The sequence below is a fragment of the Vogesella sp. LIG4 genome (assembly GCF_900090205.1).
Lineage (GTDB): Bacteria > Pseudomonadota > Gammaproteobacteria > Burkholderiales > Chromobacteriaceae > Vogesella.
The window spans coordinates 3,562,957-3,577,045 of sequence record NZ_LT607802.1 but is presented as its reverse complement, the minus strand read 5'-3'; the positions used below and the strand labels follow the sequence as shown (position 1 = coordinate 3,577,045).

Sequence of the window (14,089 nt, the reverse complement as noted above, 5' to 3'; positions counted from 1 at the left end):
AGGGCAATGATGTGGGAATGGCTGCTGGGCAATGCCCAGGCAATTACCCGGCAAAACGTGGAAGCGGCGATGGAGCTGCTGGTGGAGGAGGTTGACCCGCGCATCCGCCTGCTGCCGGACGGCCGCCGCAAGCTGCGCCGCGGGGTGAAACGCACCCTGCAGTACATGCACGACCTGTGCGACCACCTGCCGGATTCGCTGGACCTGAGCGTGCCCGGCTACAGCCTGGACCGCCGCGTCGGCCTGCTGTTTGCCTCGCCGCAGTCGCTCAGTGACATCCTGGCCGGCAGCGAATCGCTGCACGAGTATTTTTCCCACCCGTCGTCCGCCGACACCGTGCAGCTGATGCTGTCGATGCAGCCTACCGAATCGCACCGCCTCGGCAGCGTGCTGCTGCCGGATGGCTCCATTCGCAAGGACGTGCCGCAGACGGTGCTGAGCTTCGACCGCCACCGCTTCGTTGCCGCCGGCAGCACCCGCGAGGAAGCGGTGCGCAAGGGGCGCGAGCATGCGTTTGCGGTGTGGTGCGCCAGCCTGGGGCAGGGCATGCAGCAGCTGGAGGCGCGGCACAAGCTGCTGCAGATCGAACGCCAGGCGCTGCAGTTGCAGCTGAAGAGCGGCAGCAGCCTGCTCAATGCCGAGGCGCTGAGCCTGGGCAGCAACCTGAGCCGCGAGCAGGCCGAGCAGCGGCTGGATGAGGTGGAGCGCGAACTGCTGGCCGGTGGCCAACCGGGCTCGCTCAGCGGCAAGCTGCTCCTGCTGCAGCAGGTGCTGGATGGCCCGGAGGAATACATCCAGGCGCGGCAGGATACGGTCTGGGTGAATCGCATGGGAGTGCTGACGCCGCCGGAGCAGGGCGGGCAGCAGCTGGACTATGCCGAAGTGCTGCTGGGCTACCTGCAGCAGCGCCGCCGCGCGGTGTTTCCGGCCACGCTCAGCCGCGAGGCCTGGCGCGAATGGCAGCAACGTTGGCCGCAGCAGGAGAGCACGCCGGTACTGTGAGCGTGCGCCGAGTGTGTTCACGATCTGGCGAGCTAGGGCGAGACAAGGCAAAAACTGAGGGGCGCGGAGTTTATACAGAGTAAACGAGCCTTCCTGGGCCGTTTTTAACGCCGTATCGCCGACGCGCAGCAGATCGTGGGCAGGCGCTCAGCCGGCCGTGCCCTGATACACAATCAGCGGAATCTGCATCTCGGCGGCGCTCAGGCCGCCGTGGTTGCCGATCAGCCGCGGCCGCTCGCTGTCATCCACCATCTGCAGCAGGCCCCAGTCATCCTTCAGCAGCAGCACGTAGTCGCCGGCCCTTGCGGCCAACTGCGGGTGCTGCGGCGCCGGGCCGAACCACTGCGCCGCCAGCACGTCTTCCGCCTTCAATACCCACAGCACATGCCCCAGTGCCGCCTCGATGGAGGCTGGGAAGGCATCGCGGCATTCCGGCCGCGGCGTGCAGAACGCCACCCGCGGCTCGCCCCACAGCGGCCGCGCCAGCATGGCGGCCAGCTCGGGGTAGTCGTTGATGAACAGCAGCTTTTCCGGCGGAATGTCCAGCTGGCCGTGGTCGGCGGTGACCAGCAGCCGCGCACTGGCGGGTAGCGTGACCGCCAGCGCGGCGCAGTGCGCATCGATACGCTGCAGCAGCTGCGCTGCCCTGGGGTGGCGGGTGCCCTTGTGATGCATCAGCGAATCCAGGTCCGGAATATAGGCATAGATGAACTTGCGCCCCGGCTGGCGTGCCAGTGCCGCCAGCTGCGCGAACAGCGCATCGTAGCCGTGCCAGGGCAGCGCCTCGGCCGCGCCGCCGTGGTGGCGGCTGTACTGCGAATCGGCAATGTACTCGGGCTGCAGCACGTAGTGGCGGCGGTCGCCGCCGGCCAGTGCCGAAGGCTGGGTGTACAGCGCGGCGGCCAGCGTCTGGTCCGGCAGCGCTTCGCCTTCCGCACGCCAGTGCTCGCGCAGTGGCAGCGGCGTGGCGATGCAGCCGGCCTGCGGCGCCCACACGTGCCAGGACAGCAGGCCGTGCTCGGACGGCGCCGCGCCGGTGAGCAGGGTGGTGATTGCCGCCGTGGTGGTGCTGGGGAACACCGAGTGCAGCCGGGTGCGCGGCTGATGCGCCAGCCAGCCATCCGGCGCCAGCTCGGCCAGCTGTGCCTCGCCCATGCCGTCGATCAGCAGCAGGATCACGGTTTCGATTTCTTCCAGCCCGTCCAGCAGCGCATGCTGCAGCGGCGGCACGCCGTGGCGGCCATGCAGGCGCGCCGCCAGGTTGGCCAGGCTTAGCAGGTAGTCGGGGCGGGGCAGGGTAGCGGGAAGCTGGTCGGGCGTGTGCATGGCGAGGGTGGCAAGTGGCGGGTATAGTGCGGGTTTTACCATGCCGGGCCGTGCCTGCCCATCCGCTTGCCATGCAATCTGCTCTTCGCGTCAGCTGTACCGAGTGCGGCGCCTGCTGCGCCGCCTTCCGCGTGTCCTTCCACAAGTCCGAACTCGCCCATGGCGACGTGCCGGGTGTGCCGCCGCAGATGGCGGTGCACGAGGTGAACAACACCATGCGCATGTGCGGCACCGACGAATCGGTATCGCGCTGCGTGGCGCTGGTGGGCGAGGTGGGCGTGCAGGTGTCGTGCAGCATCTACGAGCATCGCCCGTCGCCGTGCCGCGAATTCGGCCAGCTGGCCTCGGTAGGCATCTACGAGGAAGCCTGCAACCGCGCGCGCAGCCGCCACGGCCTGCCGCCGCTGCCGGTGGAGGACTGGTAGGGTCGCCGGCCGCCATGCTGTAGGGGTATTGTGCGCCACGGCTTGGGCCGGGGGCACGCTTCGTGCTATCCTTGCGCCCCTTTTTTCAGCGTGACGCGTCACCCAACCCATGCGAGACCCCTGCGATCACTACACCATTGACCTGATTGGCGGCGTACGCGCCAAGCCCGGTCGCAAACCGCTGGGGGAGCGGGCTATGACGCCGGCGGAGCGCAAGCGCCGCAGCCGTGAACTGCGGCGCAACCGGCTGCAGGAGCTGTCGGTCACGGTGGAGCTGTCGCGCGATGCGCAGAAGGCGCTGGACAAGATGATCGAGTGGTGGGGGGTGAGCAAGAAGGAAGCCATCAACCGTGCCATGCTGATTGCCTGCCAGTCGCAGACCGGCCGCACCGCCTCGCTGTTCGAGTTCGACATCGAGCCGCCGCCGGCGCGGCGCAAAACGCGGCGGCACAAGGGTGCCTGACAGTAAAAAAGGTTGGCCGCGGCCAACCTTTTTGCTTGCTGCCGCCGCCGGCGATATGCGGCGCGTATCACCGCCTTAGGCTAAAAGTATTTCACAATGCCGGCGCCGGCAAAGACCATGGCGGGGTCTGATCACGAAAGTCGAAAATTGAATACGGTACAGGCCGCGCCACGACGCGGCGTCATGTTTGCCCTGCTGGCGGCATTCGGTTTTTCCTTCAAGGCCATCTTCGTCAAACTGGCCTACGCCGCGGCCACGGTGGATGCGGTAACCCTGCTCACCCTGCGCATGGTGCTGTGCCTGCCGTTTGTACTGCTGGCGGCGCTGCCGGTGCTGCGGGACATGCCAAGGTTGGCCGCAAGGGATGTCGGCCTGCTGCTCATGCTGGGCGTGGCCGGTTACTACGGTTCCAGCATGCTCGATTTCTACGGCCTGCAATACATCTCCGCCGGGCTGGAGCGCTTGATCCTGTTCACCTATCCCACGCTTACCATCCTGATAGGCGTGCTGTTCCTGGGGCGCAAGGCGGAAGGGCGCATGCTACTGGCTGCGGCGCTGTCCTATGGCGGCATCGCCATTGCCTTCGTGCACGACGCCAGCCAGAGCCGCGAATTGCAGAGCGTGCTGATCGGCGCCGGCTTCGTGTTCGGCTGCGCGGTGCTGTATGCGCTGTACAGCGCCGGCTCCGAGCTGGCCATCCAGCGGCTGGGTTCGCTGCGTTTTTCCATCCTGGCCATCCTCACCGCCACCGCGGCGGTGACGCTGCACTTCGTGCTGTCGCGCCCGTTGCAGGTGCTGCAGCTGCCGCTGCCGGTGTACGGTTACAGCCTGGGCATGGCGCTGTTTTCCACCATGCTGCCCATCTTCTGGCAGTCCACCGCCATCCGCCACCTGGGTGCGGCGCGTACCGTGCTGATCGGCACGCTGGGCCCGGCGCTGACCATTTTCTTTGGCTGGTGGCTGCTGCATGAGCCGGTATCGCTGCCGCAGCTGGCCGGCACCGTGCTGGTGATCGGCGGCGTACTGCTGGCCAGCCGCCGCTAGACATCACCCGGGAGACACGCATGATCGCCGCCATCGACCACATTGTTTTGACCACCGCCGACCTGGCGCGCTGTATCGCTTTCTATCGCGACGTATTGGGCATGACGCTGGAAAGCTTCGTCGGCGGCACCCCGCCGGTGGAGCGCCTGGCACTGAAGTTCGGCAGCCAGAAGATCAATCTGCATCTCAAGGGGCGCGAGTTCGAGCCCAAGGCGCTGCTGCCGACGCCGGGCGCGCTGGACCTGTGCTTCGTGGCGAGCCTGCCGCTGGAACAGGTGGCCGCGCAGCTGAAGGCGCACGGGGTAGCCATAGAAGAAGGCCCGGTGCCGCGCACCGGCGCCATGGGCCGCATCCTGTCGCTCTACGTGCGCGACCCGGACGGCAACCTGGTAGAAATCTCCAGCTACCAGCCCTAGCTGTCACCGGCCGGCGGCTGGCGGGTGATGGTGGCAATCACCTCGCGCGTCAGCTGGTTTTCCCGCCGGCTGTTCCACGCCATGGCGGTGGTGACCACGTGCAGCTGGTCCGCCAGCGGGCGGATCACCACATTGGCTGGCGCCATGCCGCGCACTGACGCCGGCACCAGCGCCACGCCCTGTCCCATGCCGACGAAGGCGATCTGCGAGGCAACCGAGCGCACCTCGTGCAGCACGCGCGGGGAAAACCCGCTGTTGCGGCAGGCGGTGATCAGCGTGTCGTACGACAGCGGGCTCACCTTGCGCGCAAACATGATGAAGTCCTGCTGCGCCAATGCCGCCAGCGGCAGGGCCTCGCCGTCGCTCAGCGGGTGGCCGGCCGGCAGCGCCACCGCCAGCGGGTCCTCCTGCAATGGCAGCGACTGGATATCCTCGTCCAGCCTGCCTTCCAGCCTGGCAAACGCCAGATCGATATCGCCACTCTGCAACGCCGGTATCGCCTCGTAGCTGTCTATTTCCTTTACCGCCACCGTCAGCCCCGGGTGCTCCTGGCGGATGCGCGTGATCAGCCCCGGCAGCACGTCCAGCATAGCCGAGGTGATGGCACCTATGGTCAGTGTGCCGGTCTGTCCGGCTGCCGCCTCCCTTACCGCCAGCTCCAGGCTTTCCAGCTGTTCGGCGAATTTTCTTACTGCCGGCAGGATGGCGTGGCCAACCGCGGTGAGCTGCGCGCCACGACGCGAGCGCTCGAACAGCTTCACTTTCAGTGCCTGTTCCAGGATCTGGATCTGCTCGGTAAGCGGTGGCTGCGACATGCCCAGGCGCTTGGCGGCGCGGCCGAAATGCTGTTCCTCGGCTACGGCGAGGAACAGCCACAGGTGGCGGATAAGGCGGAAGTTGATCATGGCGATTGATAGGTTTGGCGTATGTGAACGTTACAAAATACGGAATTTACCTATCGAACTGTAGGGTGGAAAGTAGCAGCACACAAGCCCACAAGGAGAGTTCGATGAGTGAAGCAAACCTGCTGCAGCGCCTGAGCCGGCTGGACAGCAACACGGTGTCCGATGCGCTCGATTTTCTGGACCTGCCCGGCGCCAGCTGCGGCCTGCGCCCGCTATGGCCGTGCCCCACGGTAGTTGGCCGCGCCAGCACCGTACAGCTGGGGCGCAAGACCGACAGCGCCCCGGCCGTGCACCTGATCTCGCCGGTAATTGCCGCCGTGGACAGCGACGAGCGCGTGCTGGTGATTGCCGGCGGCGTGGACGGTATTTCCTGCTGGGGCGACATCCTGGCCAATGCCGCGCAGGTGAAGGGCGTGCGCGGCACGGTGATCGACGGCTTCAGCCGCGATATCGACGGCAGTGCCGATATCGGCTACCCGGTGTTTGGCCGCGGCGTCACCATGATCAGCGCGCGCAACCGCTTGATCCAGCTGTCGTCCGGCCAGCCGGTGAACATGGCCGGCGTGCAGGTGGCGCAGGACGACTACGTGATTGCCGACAACTGCGGCACGGTATTCGTGCCGGCGGCGCGCATCGAAGAAGTGCTGGCGCTGGCCGAGCGCATCGCGCGGCGGCAGGACGGCATGGTGGCGGCGGTGCGCAGCGGCCGCTCGGTGGAAGAGGTGATGCACGACAGCCAATTCGAGGCCATCAGGCAGGAGGGCGGCAAATGAATCAGCAAGATCGCGAGCTGGTGGCGCTGTTCGCCGGCCTGGACACCGCCGGCGTATCCGACGCCATGGACAGGCTGGGCCTGTCGGGGCAGTGCCTGGGCATTCTGCCGCTGGACAACTACTGCCAGGTGGTGGTTGGGCCGGCATTCACCGTCAAATACGTGGCGGCCAGTACGCCGCCGGGCACGGTGGGCGATTTCATCGACGATGTAGCCGCCGGCGACGTGGTGGTGATCGACAACGATGGCCGCAGCGACTGCACGGTCTGGGGCGACATCATGACCCAGTACGCCGGGCTGCGGCATATCGCCGGCACCGTCATCGACGGCGTGTGCCGTGACGTGAACAAGGCGCTGGGCGATGGCTATCCGCTGTTCAGCCGTGGGCGCTTCATGCGCACCGGCAAGGACCGCGTGCAGGTGGAGACGGTGAACGGCACGGTATCGATAGGCAATGCGCGCGTCGAGCCGCGCGACATCGTGGTGGCCGACGCCAACGGCGTGGTGGTGGTGCCGCGCGGGCGTGCGGCGGAAGTGGCGGCGCTGGCACAGCAGATCGAAACCGTGGAAGCCGGCATCCGCCAGCAACTGGCCGACGGCTGCAGCCTGGCCGAGGCGCGCGCCGCGCTGGGCTACCACACCCTGCAAAGGAAAGCATGATGGAGCAACTGTTTACCGACCCGGCGCTGGCGGCGCGCTGCCGCCAGCTGGGTAGCGCCACCCTGTACGAGGCATGCGGCCAACCTTGCGCGGTGGACCCGCAGATCCGCAGCATCTGGCCCGGCGCCTTCATCGCTGCGCCGGCCTACCCGCTGCAGTGCTCGCCCGGCGACAACCTGGCCATCCACATTGCGCTGGAGCGCGCGCCGCGCGGCAGCGTGCTGGTGGTGGATGCCGCCGGCTTCATCGCCGGCTACTGGGGCGAGGTGCTGACCGTGGCGGCGGAGGCGGCCGGCCTTGCCGGCCTGGTGATCAACGGCGGCGTGCGCGACATCGCCGCCATCGCCAAGCGACGCTTCCCGGTATTTGCCCGTGGCGTATCGGTGCGCGGCACGGTGAAGGCCAGTGCGCCGGCAGTGGGCCAGCCGCTGATCTTCGGCGGCGCGCCGGTGGCTGCCGGCGACCTGCTGGTGGCGGACGACGACGGTGTGGTGATCATCCCGGCGGTGGATGCGGCGCGTACGCTGCAGGCCGGAGAAGCGCGCGCCGACAAGGAAAGCATGATGATGAGCCAGCTGACGCAGGGGGCGACCACCCTGGAGCTGATGGGCCTGGCTGCCTGGCGCGAGAGGGTATGAATATGAGCGAGCAATTCTTGAACCGGCACCTGGCGAGCGCCAGGGCGTCGGCCACCTACCAGGTGATGGATCGCGTGGCGGCACGCCGCGCCGCTGGTCGGCCGGTGATTTCGCTGTGTGCCGGCGAGCCGGATTTCGATACGCCGGCACACATCCGCGCCGCAGCCATTGCCGCTATTGACGCCGGCCACACCCGCTACACCCAGGTGGCCGGTCTGCGCGCACTGCGCGAGGCGGTGGCCGACAAGTTCCGCCGTGAAAACGGCCTGGCGGTGGACTGGCAGGACACCATCGTCTGCTCCGGCGGCAAGCAGGTGATCTTCAATGCGCTGGCGGCCACGCTGAACGAGGGCGATGAGGTGATCGTGCCGGCGCCGTACTGGGTGAGCTACCCGGAGATCGTGCAGCTGTGCGGCGCCCGCCCGGTGATCGTGCCCTGCGGGCAGGGCAGCGGCTTCAAGCTCACTGCCGAGGCGCTGGCGGCGGCCATTACCCCGCGTACGCGCTGGTTGATCCTCAACTCACCGTCCAACCCCAGTGGCGCGGTATACCGCCGCGAGGAGCTGCAGGCGCTGGCGGTGGTGCTGCTGGCCCGCCCGCAGCTGCTGGTGCTGTCGGACGATATCTACGAGCACCTGCTGTTCGATGGCCAGCCCTTCCACACCCTGGCCCAGGTCGAGCCGCGGCTGCAGCCGCGCACGCTGACTATGAACGGCGTGTCGAAATCCTATGCCATGACCGGCTGGCGCATCGGCTATGCCACCGGCCCGCGCTGGCTGCTGCAAGCGATGGAAAAACTGCAGGGCCAGCAGACCTCCGGCGCCTGCTCCATTGCGCAGCATGCCGCACTGGCAGCGCTGAACGGGCCGCAGGATTTCATCGGCCAGGCATGTGAGGTATTCGCCCGCCGCCGCGACCGCATGCTGCAGTGGCTGAACGCCATCCCCGGCCTGCATTGCGAGGCGCCGGGCGGTGCGTTCTACGTGTTCGCCGACTGCGCCGCCCTGCTGGGGCGCCGCAGCCCGGCGGGCCGACCGCTGCATAGCGATGCCGACGTGGCCGCCGCACTGCTGGACGAAGCCGGCGTGGCAGTGGTGCAGGGCAGTGCCTTCGGGCTGGGGCCTTATCTGCGCATCGCCTACGCGCTGGACGATGCCGCGCTGGAGCAGGCCTGTGCGGCGATACGCGATTTCTGCGAAGCGGTGATGTACGCCGGCGACTAGGCCACCCGTTGCGGCCTGCCTGCAAGGTTGGCCGCACACTTTACTCAGTGAACTGCATATGACGACAAAGCAACTCGCCAGCCAGCGGCTGGCATTCGAAATCGATGGCGTGGCGCTGGATCTGGCTGCCCTCCATCGCCCTGGCGACAAGGCGCCCATCCTGTTTCTGCACGGCTTCGGCTCCAGCAAGGAGGACTACGCCGACATGGTGCGGCACGCCGCCTTCGACGGGCATCCGCTCATCGCCTACGATGCGCCGGGCTGTGGCGACAGCGGCTGCAGCGACCTGACTAGGGTGTCGATACCCTTGCTGCTTGGCACCGCGCTGCGGGTGCTGCAGCACTACCGGGTGGACAAATTCCACCTGGTGGGACACTCCATGGGCGGGCTCACCGCCTTGCTGCTGGCGTCGCAGTTGCCGGGCCGCGTTATCAGCTTCTGCAATATCGAGGGCAATATCGCGCCGGAGGACTGCTTTTTGAGCCGGCAGATCGTCGAGCATGCCAACCCGGATGTGCAGGCCTTCTTCGACGATTTCATCGCCCGTACCTATCAGGCGCCGGCGTGGTCCAGTGCGCTGTATGCGGCCAACCTGCGGCACAAGGTGCGCGCCGGCGCGGTGCGCGGCATCTTCGAATCCATGGTGGCGCTGTCGGATCACGGCGAGCTGATGACGCGCTTCCTGTCGCTGCCTTGCCGCAAGATGTTCATGTATGGCGAGCAGAACGCCGGCCTGAGCTACCTGGCGCACATCCGCCGCCACGGCGTACGGTTGGCCGAGGTGCCGGCGTGCGGCCACTTTCCTATGTATGCCAACCCGCCGTTCATGTGGCGGGCGCTGGCGGATTTCATCGGCGCCTGACGTGGGGCAGCTTGCGGCCAACCATCAGTGCAGCAGCGGGTACAGCAGTAGGCCGAGTGCGGCTGCGCCGGCCACCAGCAGCGGCTCCGGCAGTTTCTTGAAGCGCCACAGCAGCAGTACGGCGGCCAGTGCCAGCAGCACGGTGGGGATGTCGACCAGCGAGCGGCGGGCGATGACGATCACCGAGCCGGTGATGGCGCCCACCGCAGCGGCGGTGATGGCGTTGACGAAGGCCACTACCGCCGGCAGCTTGCCGTATTTCTTGAAGTACGGCGCCGGCAGCACGGTGAACAGGTAGCAGGGCAGGAAGGTGCCCAGCGCGGCCACGCAGGCGCCGGGCAGGCCGGCCACCAGGTAGCCGATGAAGCCGACGGTGATCACCACTGGGCCGGGGGTGATCATCGCCACCGCCACCGCGTCCACAAACTGCTTGTCGCTGAGCCAGTGGTGCTCGGTGACCACGCCGCCGTACAGGAAGGGCACAATGGCCAGCCCGGAGCCGAACACGAAGGCGCCGGCTTTGGTGAAGAACACGCCGATCTGGCTCAGCAGCGGCCAGTCCAGCCCGCTCAGCAGGCTGCCGGCGGCGGGCAGCTGCACGGCGGCCACCGCATTGGCGCCGGAGCGGGGCAGCCAGCGCGGCGGCGCATGCCACAGCCAGCCCAGCACGCCGGCTGCCAGGAACAGCCAGGCGATTTCCGATTCGGTGATGACGGTGACGGCGAGCAGGGTCAGGTAGATCGCCCACAGCAGCTTGTCGCGGCCCAGGCTCTTGACGGTGAGCTTGTGCGCGCTGATGGCGATGATGCCGATGACCGCGGCGCCCACGCCGTAGAACACCGCCTGCATCCACTGCAAACCGCCAAAGCGCTGGTAAGCCCAGCCCAGCGCCAGCACCATCAGGAACGACGGTAGCACGAAGGCCAGCCCCACCAGGGTGGCGCCCAGTGCGCGGTAGTGCACATAGCCCAGGTAGATGGCGGTCTGGGCTGCCATCGGCCCGGGCGCGAGCTGGGCCAGCGCCAGCCCTTCCTTGTAGTCCGCTTCGCTGATCCAGCCGCGGCGTTCCACCAAATCGCGATGCATATAGCCCACCAGCGCCACCGGGCCGCCAAAGCCCAGCGTGCCCAGCTGCAGGAAGTAGCGCAGCAGCTGCCACAGGGTGTAGCGCGGTGCGGCGAGGGTGGTGGCGGTCATGTCGGGCTCCCTTGTGGCAGGCAGAAGTAGGCGTACAGCGAATCCAGCATCAGCGAGGCCTCGGCCAGCAGCTGGTCGTCATCGGCTAGGCGCTGGCGCGCGCCGTGCAGCATGGCTTCGAAGCCACCGGCCTCCGGCACCATTACCCCGCCCACGTCCAGCGTGTGCACCATGGCGGCCAGCCGCAGCAGGCCTGCATCCTGCTCCAGCCCGAAGCTGGCCAGCAGCACTTCGAAAGTCACCCGCTGGCCGACGTGGCTGAAGCTGGCACCGTCGAAATCGAAGCCGAGCGCATCGGCCGGGCAGTGTTGTGGCTGCTCCAGCCACAGGAAGCGGGCATCGGCATCGATGAAGCGGCGGATCAGCCAGGCGCTGGCCACCCGGTCCACCCAGGGGCGGCGGCGCGTGGCCCACAGCCGGCCCTGGTAGTTGGCCTCATCAAGGCGGGGGACGGTGCCGGCCGCCGGCTGCGGCTCGTCGGGAGACAGAAGGCGGGCCAGTTGCTGCTCCAGCTCGGCCACGGCGGCTTCCGCCTGGCCCTGCGCCTCGCCGGGGAAGAAATCGATGGCGGCCAGTGCCGCCAGGGTCTTGCGCAGCTTGCGGGCCGGCTTCAAGGCATCGTCGGCGTTGCTTGCTGTCAGCGTGGCACGCAGCTGCGTCACCTCGGCCAGCAGCGCGGCGTAGTCCTGCTGGCGGTCGAACAGGCCGGCAAACGGCGGCATGCCATCCGCCGCCAGCGGCAGCAGGTACACGCTGCCGCCGTTGTCCTGCACGTCGGCAGCCACGGCGCGTAACGCATCGGTGCAGGGTGGGTGGTCGGGCAGCAGGTAGACGCCGTCGCGCAGCACGGCGGCGCCGGATGCCTTCAGCGCGCGCCAGGCGCGCATGCGTGCGGTGGCGTTTTCGGTGGGCAGGGTGGTGATCAGCAGTAGCCAGGTATTCATGTAGTGAATGCTACTTTCTGGTAGCGAGTACTACAAATATGTTTTTCTGCTATGCATGTGCCGGGCGGTGGTCATGCCCCTTCCGTGGCTGCCGGCCACCGGTGCGTGCGGGCAAAAGATGGTGGATTTTATATGGCCCTGCGGGCAAAAGCGGGCTATAGGGGGAGTGAAGCGTTGTGCCGCCGTGGCGTGCATGGTGACGCCTTTGCCCATAGGGGCGCGGCGACCGGCGCATCGGCAAGGAGTAGTGAGATGAAGCAGATCATGTTGCTGCTGGCCCTGGTGGCCGGTGGCGTGCTGCCGGCAATGGCCGAGCAGCCGGAAGTGGGCAAAGGCATGCTGGTGGATGAGCACCACATGACCTTGTATGTGTTCGACAAGGACAAGCCGGGCAACAGTGCCTGTAATGAAGGTTGCAGCAGCTCCTGGCTGCCGGTGGTGGCCGATGCGTATGACAAGGCCGCTGGCAAGTGGAGCATGTTCAAGCGGGCGGACGGCAAGATGCAGTGGGCCTACCAGGGGCGGCCGCTGTACCGCTGGTCCGGGGACAGCAAACCGGGTGAACACAGCGGTGATGGCATGGGTGGCATGTGGCACGTGGCCCGGCCCTGATACGACGTTCGGGAGGTGACTATGGATGGAAACTGCCTGAGCTGGCGCGGCCTGTTGCTGCTGGCGCTGCTGACTGTTACGGCAGGGGCGCGGGCCGGCGATGAGCCCTACCGCGCCAAGGTGGATGGCGACGGCGTGCAGCGTGTGCAGGTGGTGGGCGGCAGTTATTTCTTCCACCCCGCCCACATCATCGTGCGCGCCGGGGTGCCGGTGGAGTTGTCGCTGCAGATGGAGTCGGGGCTGATTCCGCACAGCTTCGTGCTGGAAGCGCCGCAGGCCGGCATGAACATCCGCACCGAGTTGGCCGCACAGCCCAAGCTGGTCCGCTTCGTGCCCACGGTGGTGGGGAGCTATCCCTACTACTGCGCGCACAAGCTGCTGTTCTTCGCCAGCCACCGCGCGCGCGGCATGGAAGGTGTGCTGGAAGTGGTGGAGTAGCGCGGCAAGGGAGGGAGGTTCCCGAACATGCTGTTGACCCTGCTTGCCGTGGCCGCGCTGGCCGGCGCGCCCGCTGACGAAGCGGACCTGCTGGCCGCGGCCATGGCGCACTTCCAGGCGCTGGACAGCTACCGCGTCACCTTGCGCTCGGCGTCGGCCAGGCATGCGCCGCAGCGGATTCACTACAGCTACCGCCGGCCTGGGTGGCTGCGCCTGGATTTCGATACCCCGCACCACGGCGCGGTGCTGGTCTACGACCCCGGCAGCCGCGAGGTGCGGCTGTGGCCGTTCGGCCTGGGGCATTTCCCGCAATTGAAACTGGCGCCGGACAACCGGCTGATCCGCGACCCCTACGGCCATACCGTGGACCGCTCGCACGTGGGCGTGCTGCTGGAAAACGTGCAGCGTCTGCTGCAGCACGGCAGCCTGGAGCGGGCGCAGATGGCGCCGCTGGGGCACTGGCAGGCCTGGCCGGTAACGGTTACCGGCGGCGATGGCCAGGCGGTGGACGGCGTGCACCGCTTCCAGCTGTGGCTGGAGCGCGATCACCTGTTCCCGCTCAAGGTGGTCAGCTACGGTGCGGATGGCGCCGAGCTGGAAACGGTGTGGATGGATGACGTCGAGTTCGACGTGACGCTGCCGGACGACTGGTTCCAGCCGCAGCGCGCTTCGCAGTGAGGTGGCAGGCATGGCCGAATACCGCTTCTGCACCCAGTGGCGTTTCGATGCGCCGCTGGAGGAGGTGTGGCGCGTGATCTACGACGTGCGCAGTTGGCCGCAGTGGTGGCAGGGCGTGGAGGAAGTGCTGGAACTGGCGCCCGGCGACGCCGCCGGCGTGGGGGCGCGCCAGCGCTACGTGTGGAAGGGCGCGCTGCCGTATCGGCTGAGTTTCGACGTGCACATCACCGCGGTACAGCCGCTGGCGCTGCTGGTGGGGCGGGCCAGCGGCGAGGTCGAAGGCGTGGGCTGCTGGCAGTTCAGCCGCGAGCAGGGCGCCACCGTGGTGCGCTACCTGTGGCAGGTGCGTACCACCCGACGCTGGATGAACTGGCTGGCGCCGCTGGCGCGGCCGCTGTTCGAGTGGAATCACGACTACCTGATGGAAGCCGGCCGGCGCGGGCTGTGCCGGCAGCTGGCGCGGCCGGCTGCCTAGCCGGCTGGC

Annotated in this window: 18 protein-coding genes; 14 read left to right on the top strand and 4 right to left on the bottom strand. The window is 67.6% G+C overall.

Annotation, left to right across the window (positions count from 1 at the left end; genetic code table 11):
* The first annotated feature begins 6 nt into the window (after nt 1-6).
* A complete protein-coding gene (locus PSELUDRAFT_RS16610) occupies nt 7-1,002 on the top strand; it encodes a hypothetical protein (RefSeq protein WP_088967886.1) in 996 nt (331 codons plus the stop codon).
* 147 nt (nt 1,003-1,149) lie between these two features.
* On the opposite strand, the gene PSELUDRAFT_RS16605 is transcribed toward PSELUDRAFT_RS16610, so the two are convergent.
* Nucleotides 1,150-2,370 carry an alkaline phosphatase family protein gene (locus tag PSELUDRAFT_RS16605; protein ID WP_088967885.1) on the bottom strand — a complete coding sequence of 407 codons (1,221 nt, stop codon included), beginning with the start codon at nt 2,368-2,370 and terminating at the stop codon, nt 1,150-1,152.
* A 29-nt stretch (nt 2,371-2,399) separates the two neighbouring features.
* Between PSELUDRAFT_RS16605 and PSELUDRAFT_RS16600 the strand changes: the two genes are divergently transcribed.
* From PSELUDRAFT_RS16600 to PSELUDRAFT_RS16585, 4 genes are all read left to right on the top strand, one after another.
* Nucleotides 2,400-2,753, top strand: coding sequence for a YkgJ family cysteine cluster protein (locus PSELUDRAFT_RS16600; RefSeq protein WP_088967884.1), 354 nt, complete (start codon nt 2,400-2,402; stop codon nt 2,751-2,753).
* Nucleotides 2,754-2,862: 109 nt separating this feature from the next.
* Nucleotides 2,863-3,216, top strand: coding sequence for a hypothetical protein (locus tag PSELUDRAFT_RS16595; RefSeq protein WP_088967883.1), 354 nt, complete (start codon nt 2,863-2,865; stop codon nt 3,214-3,216).
* 183 nt (nt 3,217-3,399) lie between these two features.
* Nucleotides 3,400-4,260 carry a DMT family transporter gene (locus tag PSELUDRAFT_RS16590; protein WP_088967882.1) on the top strand — a complete coding sequence of 287 codons (861 nt, stop codon included), beginning with the start codon at nt 3,400-3,402 and terminating at the stop codon, nt 4,258-4,260.
* A gap of 20 nt (nt 4,261-4,280) precedes the next feature.
* Nucleotides 4,281-4,676, top strand: coding sequence for a VOC family protein (locus PSELUDRAFT_RS16585; protein ID WP_088967881.1), 396 nt, complete (start codon nt 4,281-4,283; stop codon nt 4,674-4,676).
* On the opposite strand, the gene PSELUDRAFT_RS16580 is transcribed toward PSELUDRAFT_RS16585, so the two are convergent.
* Nucleotides 4,673-5,581, bottom strand: coding sequence for a LysR family transcriptional regulator (locus PSELUDRAFT_RS16580; protein ID WP_088967880.1), 909 nt, complete (start codon nt 5,579-5,581; stop codon nt 4,673-4,675). The genes PSELUDRAFT_RS16585 and PSELUDRAFT_RS16580 overlap by 4 nt on opposite strands.
* Nucleotides 5,582-5,685: 104 nt before the next feature.
* On the opposite strand from PSELUDRAFT_RS16580, the gene PSELUDRAFT_RS16575 reads away from it, so the two are divergent.
* From PSELUDRAFT_RS16575 to PSELUDRAFT_RS16555, 5 genes are read left to right on the top strand one after another with little or no spacing between them, the layout of a single operon-like run.
* Complete coding sequence (locus PSELUDRAFT_RS16575; RefSeq protein ID WP_088967879.1) at nt 5,686-6,354, top strand: RraA family protein; 669 nt, start codon at nt 5,686-5,688, stop codon at nt 6,352-6,354.
* Nucleotides 6,351-7,013: an RraA family protein gene (locus PSELUDRAFT_RS16570; protein WP_088967878.1), complete on the top strand. Its 663-nt coding sequence runs from the start codon at nt 6,351-6,353 to the stop codon at nt 7,011-7,013. Before PSELUDRAFT_RS16575 ends, PSELUDRAFT_RS16570 begins: the two co-directional genes overlap by 4 nt.
* On the top strand, nt 7,010-7,651 hold the full coding sequence (locus PSELUDRAFT_RS16565) for an RraA family protein (RefSeq protein ID WP_197693897.1): 642 nt from the start codon (nt 7,010-7,012) through the stop codon (nt 7,649-7,651). The genes PSELUDRAFT_RS16570 and PSELUDRAFT_RS16565 overlap by 4 nt, the downstream gene beginning before the upstream one ends.
* A gap of 2 nt (nt 7,652-7,653) precedes the next feature.
* A complete protein-coding gene (locus PSELUDRAFT_RS16560) occupies nt 7,654-8,874 on the top strand; it encodes a pyridoxal phosphate-dependent aminotransferase (protein WP_197693896.1) in 1,221 nt (406 codons plus the stop codon).
* Between the two features lie 58 nt (nt 8,875-8,932).
* On the top strand, nt 8,933-9,736 hold the full coding sequence (locus PSELUDRAFT_RS16555) for an alpha/beta fold hydrolase (protein ID WP_088967875.1): 804 nt from the start codon (nt 8,933-8,935) through the stop codon (nt 9,734-9,736).
* 24 nt (nt 9,737-9,760) lie between these two features.
* Here PSELUDRAFT_RS16555 and PSELUDRAFT_RS16550 read toward each other — a convergent pair whose 3' ends face one another.
* Nucleotides 9,761-10,933, bottom strand: coding sequence for a chromate transporter (locus PSELUDRAFT_RS16550; RefSeq protein WP_088967874.1), 1,173 nt, complete (start codon nt 10,931-10,933; stop codon nt 9,761-9,763).
* Nucleotides 10,930-11,877 carry a chromate resistance protein ChrB domain-containing protein gene (locus tag PSELUDRAFT_RS16545; protein ID WP_088967873.1) on the bottom strand — a complete coding sequence of 316 codons (948 nt, stop codon included), beginning with the start codon at nt 11,875-11,877 and terminating at the stop codon, nt 10,930-10,932. Before PSELUDRAFT_RS16545 ends, PSELUDRAFT_RS16550 begins: the two co-directional genes overlap by 4 nt.
* Nucleotides 11,878-12,129: 252 nt before the next feature.
* Here PSELUDRAFT_RS16545 and PSELUDRAFT_RS16540 point away from each other — a divergent pair, with 252 nt between their 5' ends.
* The 4 genes from PSELUDRAFT_RS16540 to PSELUDRAFT_RS16525 are packed head-to-tail and all read left to right on the top strand — an operon-like array spanning nt 12,130 to nt 14,080.
* Entirely contained in the window at nt 12,130-12,489 is a 360-nt protein-coding gene (locus PSELUDRAFT_RS16540) for a hypothetical protein (RefSeq protein WP_088967872.1), read from the top strand.
* 21 nt (nt 12,490-12,510) lie between these two features.
* A complete protein-coding gene (locus PSELUDRAFT_RS16535) occupies nt 12,511-12,927 on the top strand; it encodes a quinol oxidase (RefSeq protein ID WP_088967871.1) in 417 nt (138 codons plus the stop codon).
* Between the two features lie 27 nt (nt 12,928-12,954).
* Nucleotides 12,955-13,605, top strand: a complete 651-nt coding sequence (locus PSELUDRAFT_RS16530; RefSeq protein WP_088967870.1) for a DUF1571 domain-containing protein — start codon at nt 12,955-12,957, stop codon at nt 13,603-13,605.
* A gap of 10 nt (nt 13,606-13,615) precedes the next feature.
* Nucleotides 13,616-14,080: an SRPBCC family protein gene (locus tag PSELUDRAFT_RS16525; RefSeq protein WP_088967869.1), complete on the top strand. Its 465-nt coding sequence runs from the start codon at nt 13,616-13,618 to the stop codon at nt 14,078-14,080.
* Nucleotides 14,081-14,089: the final 9 nt, after the last annotated feature.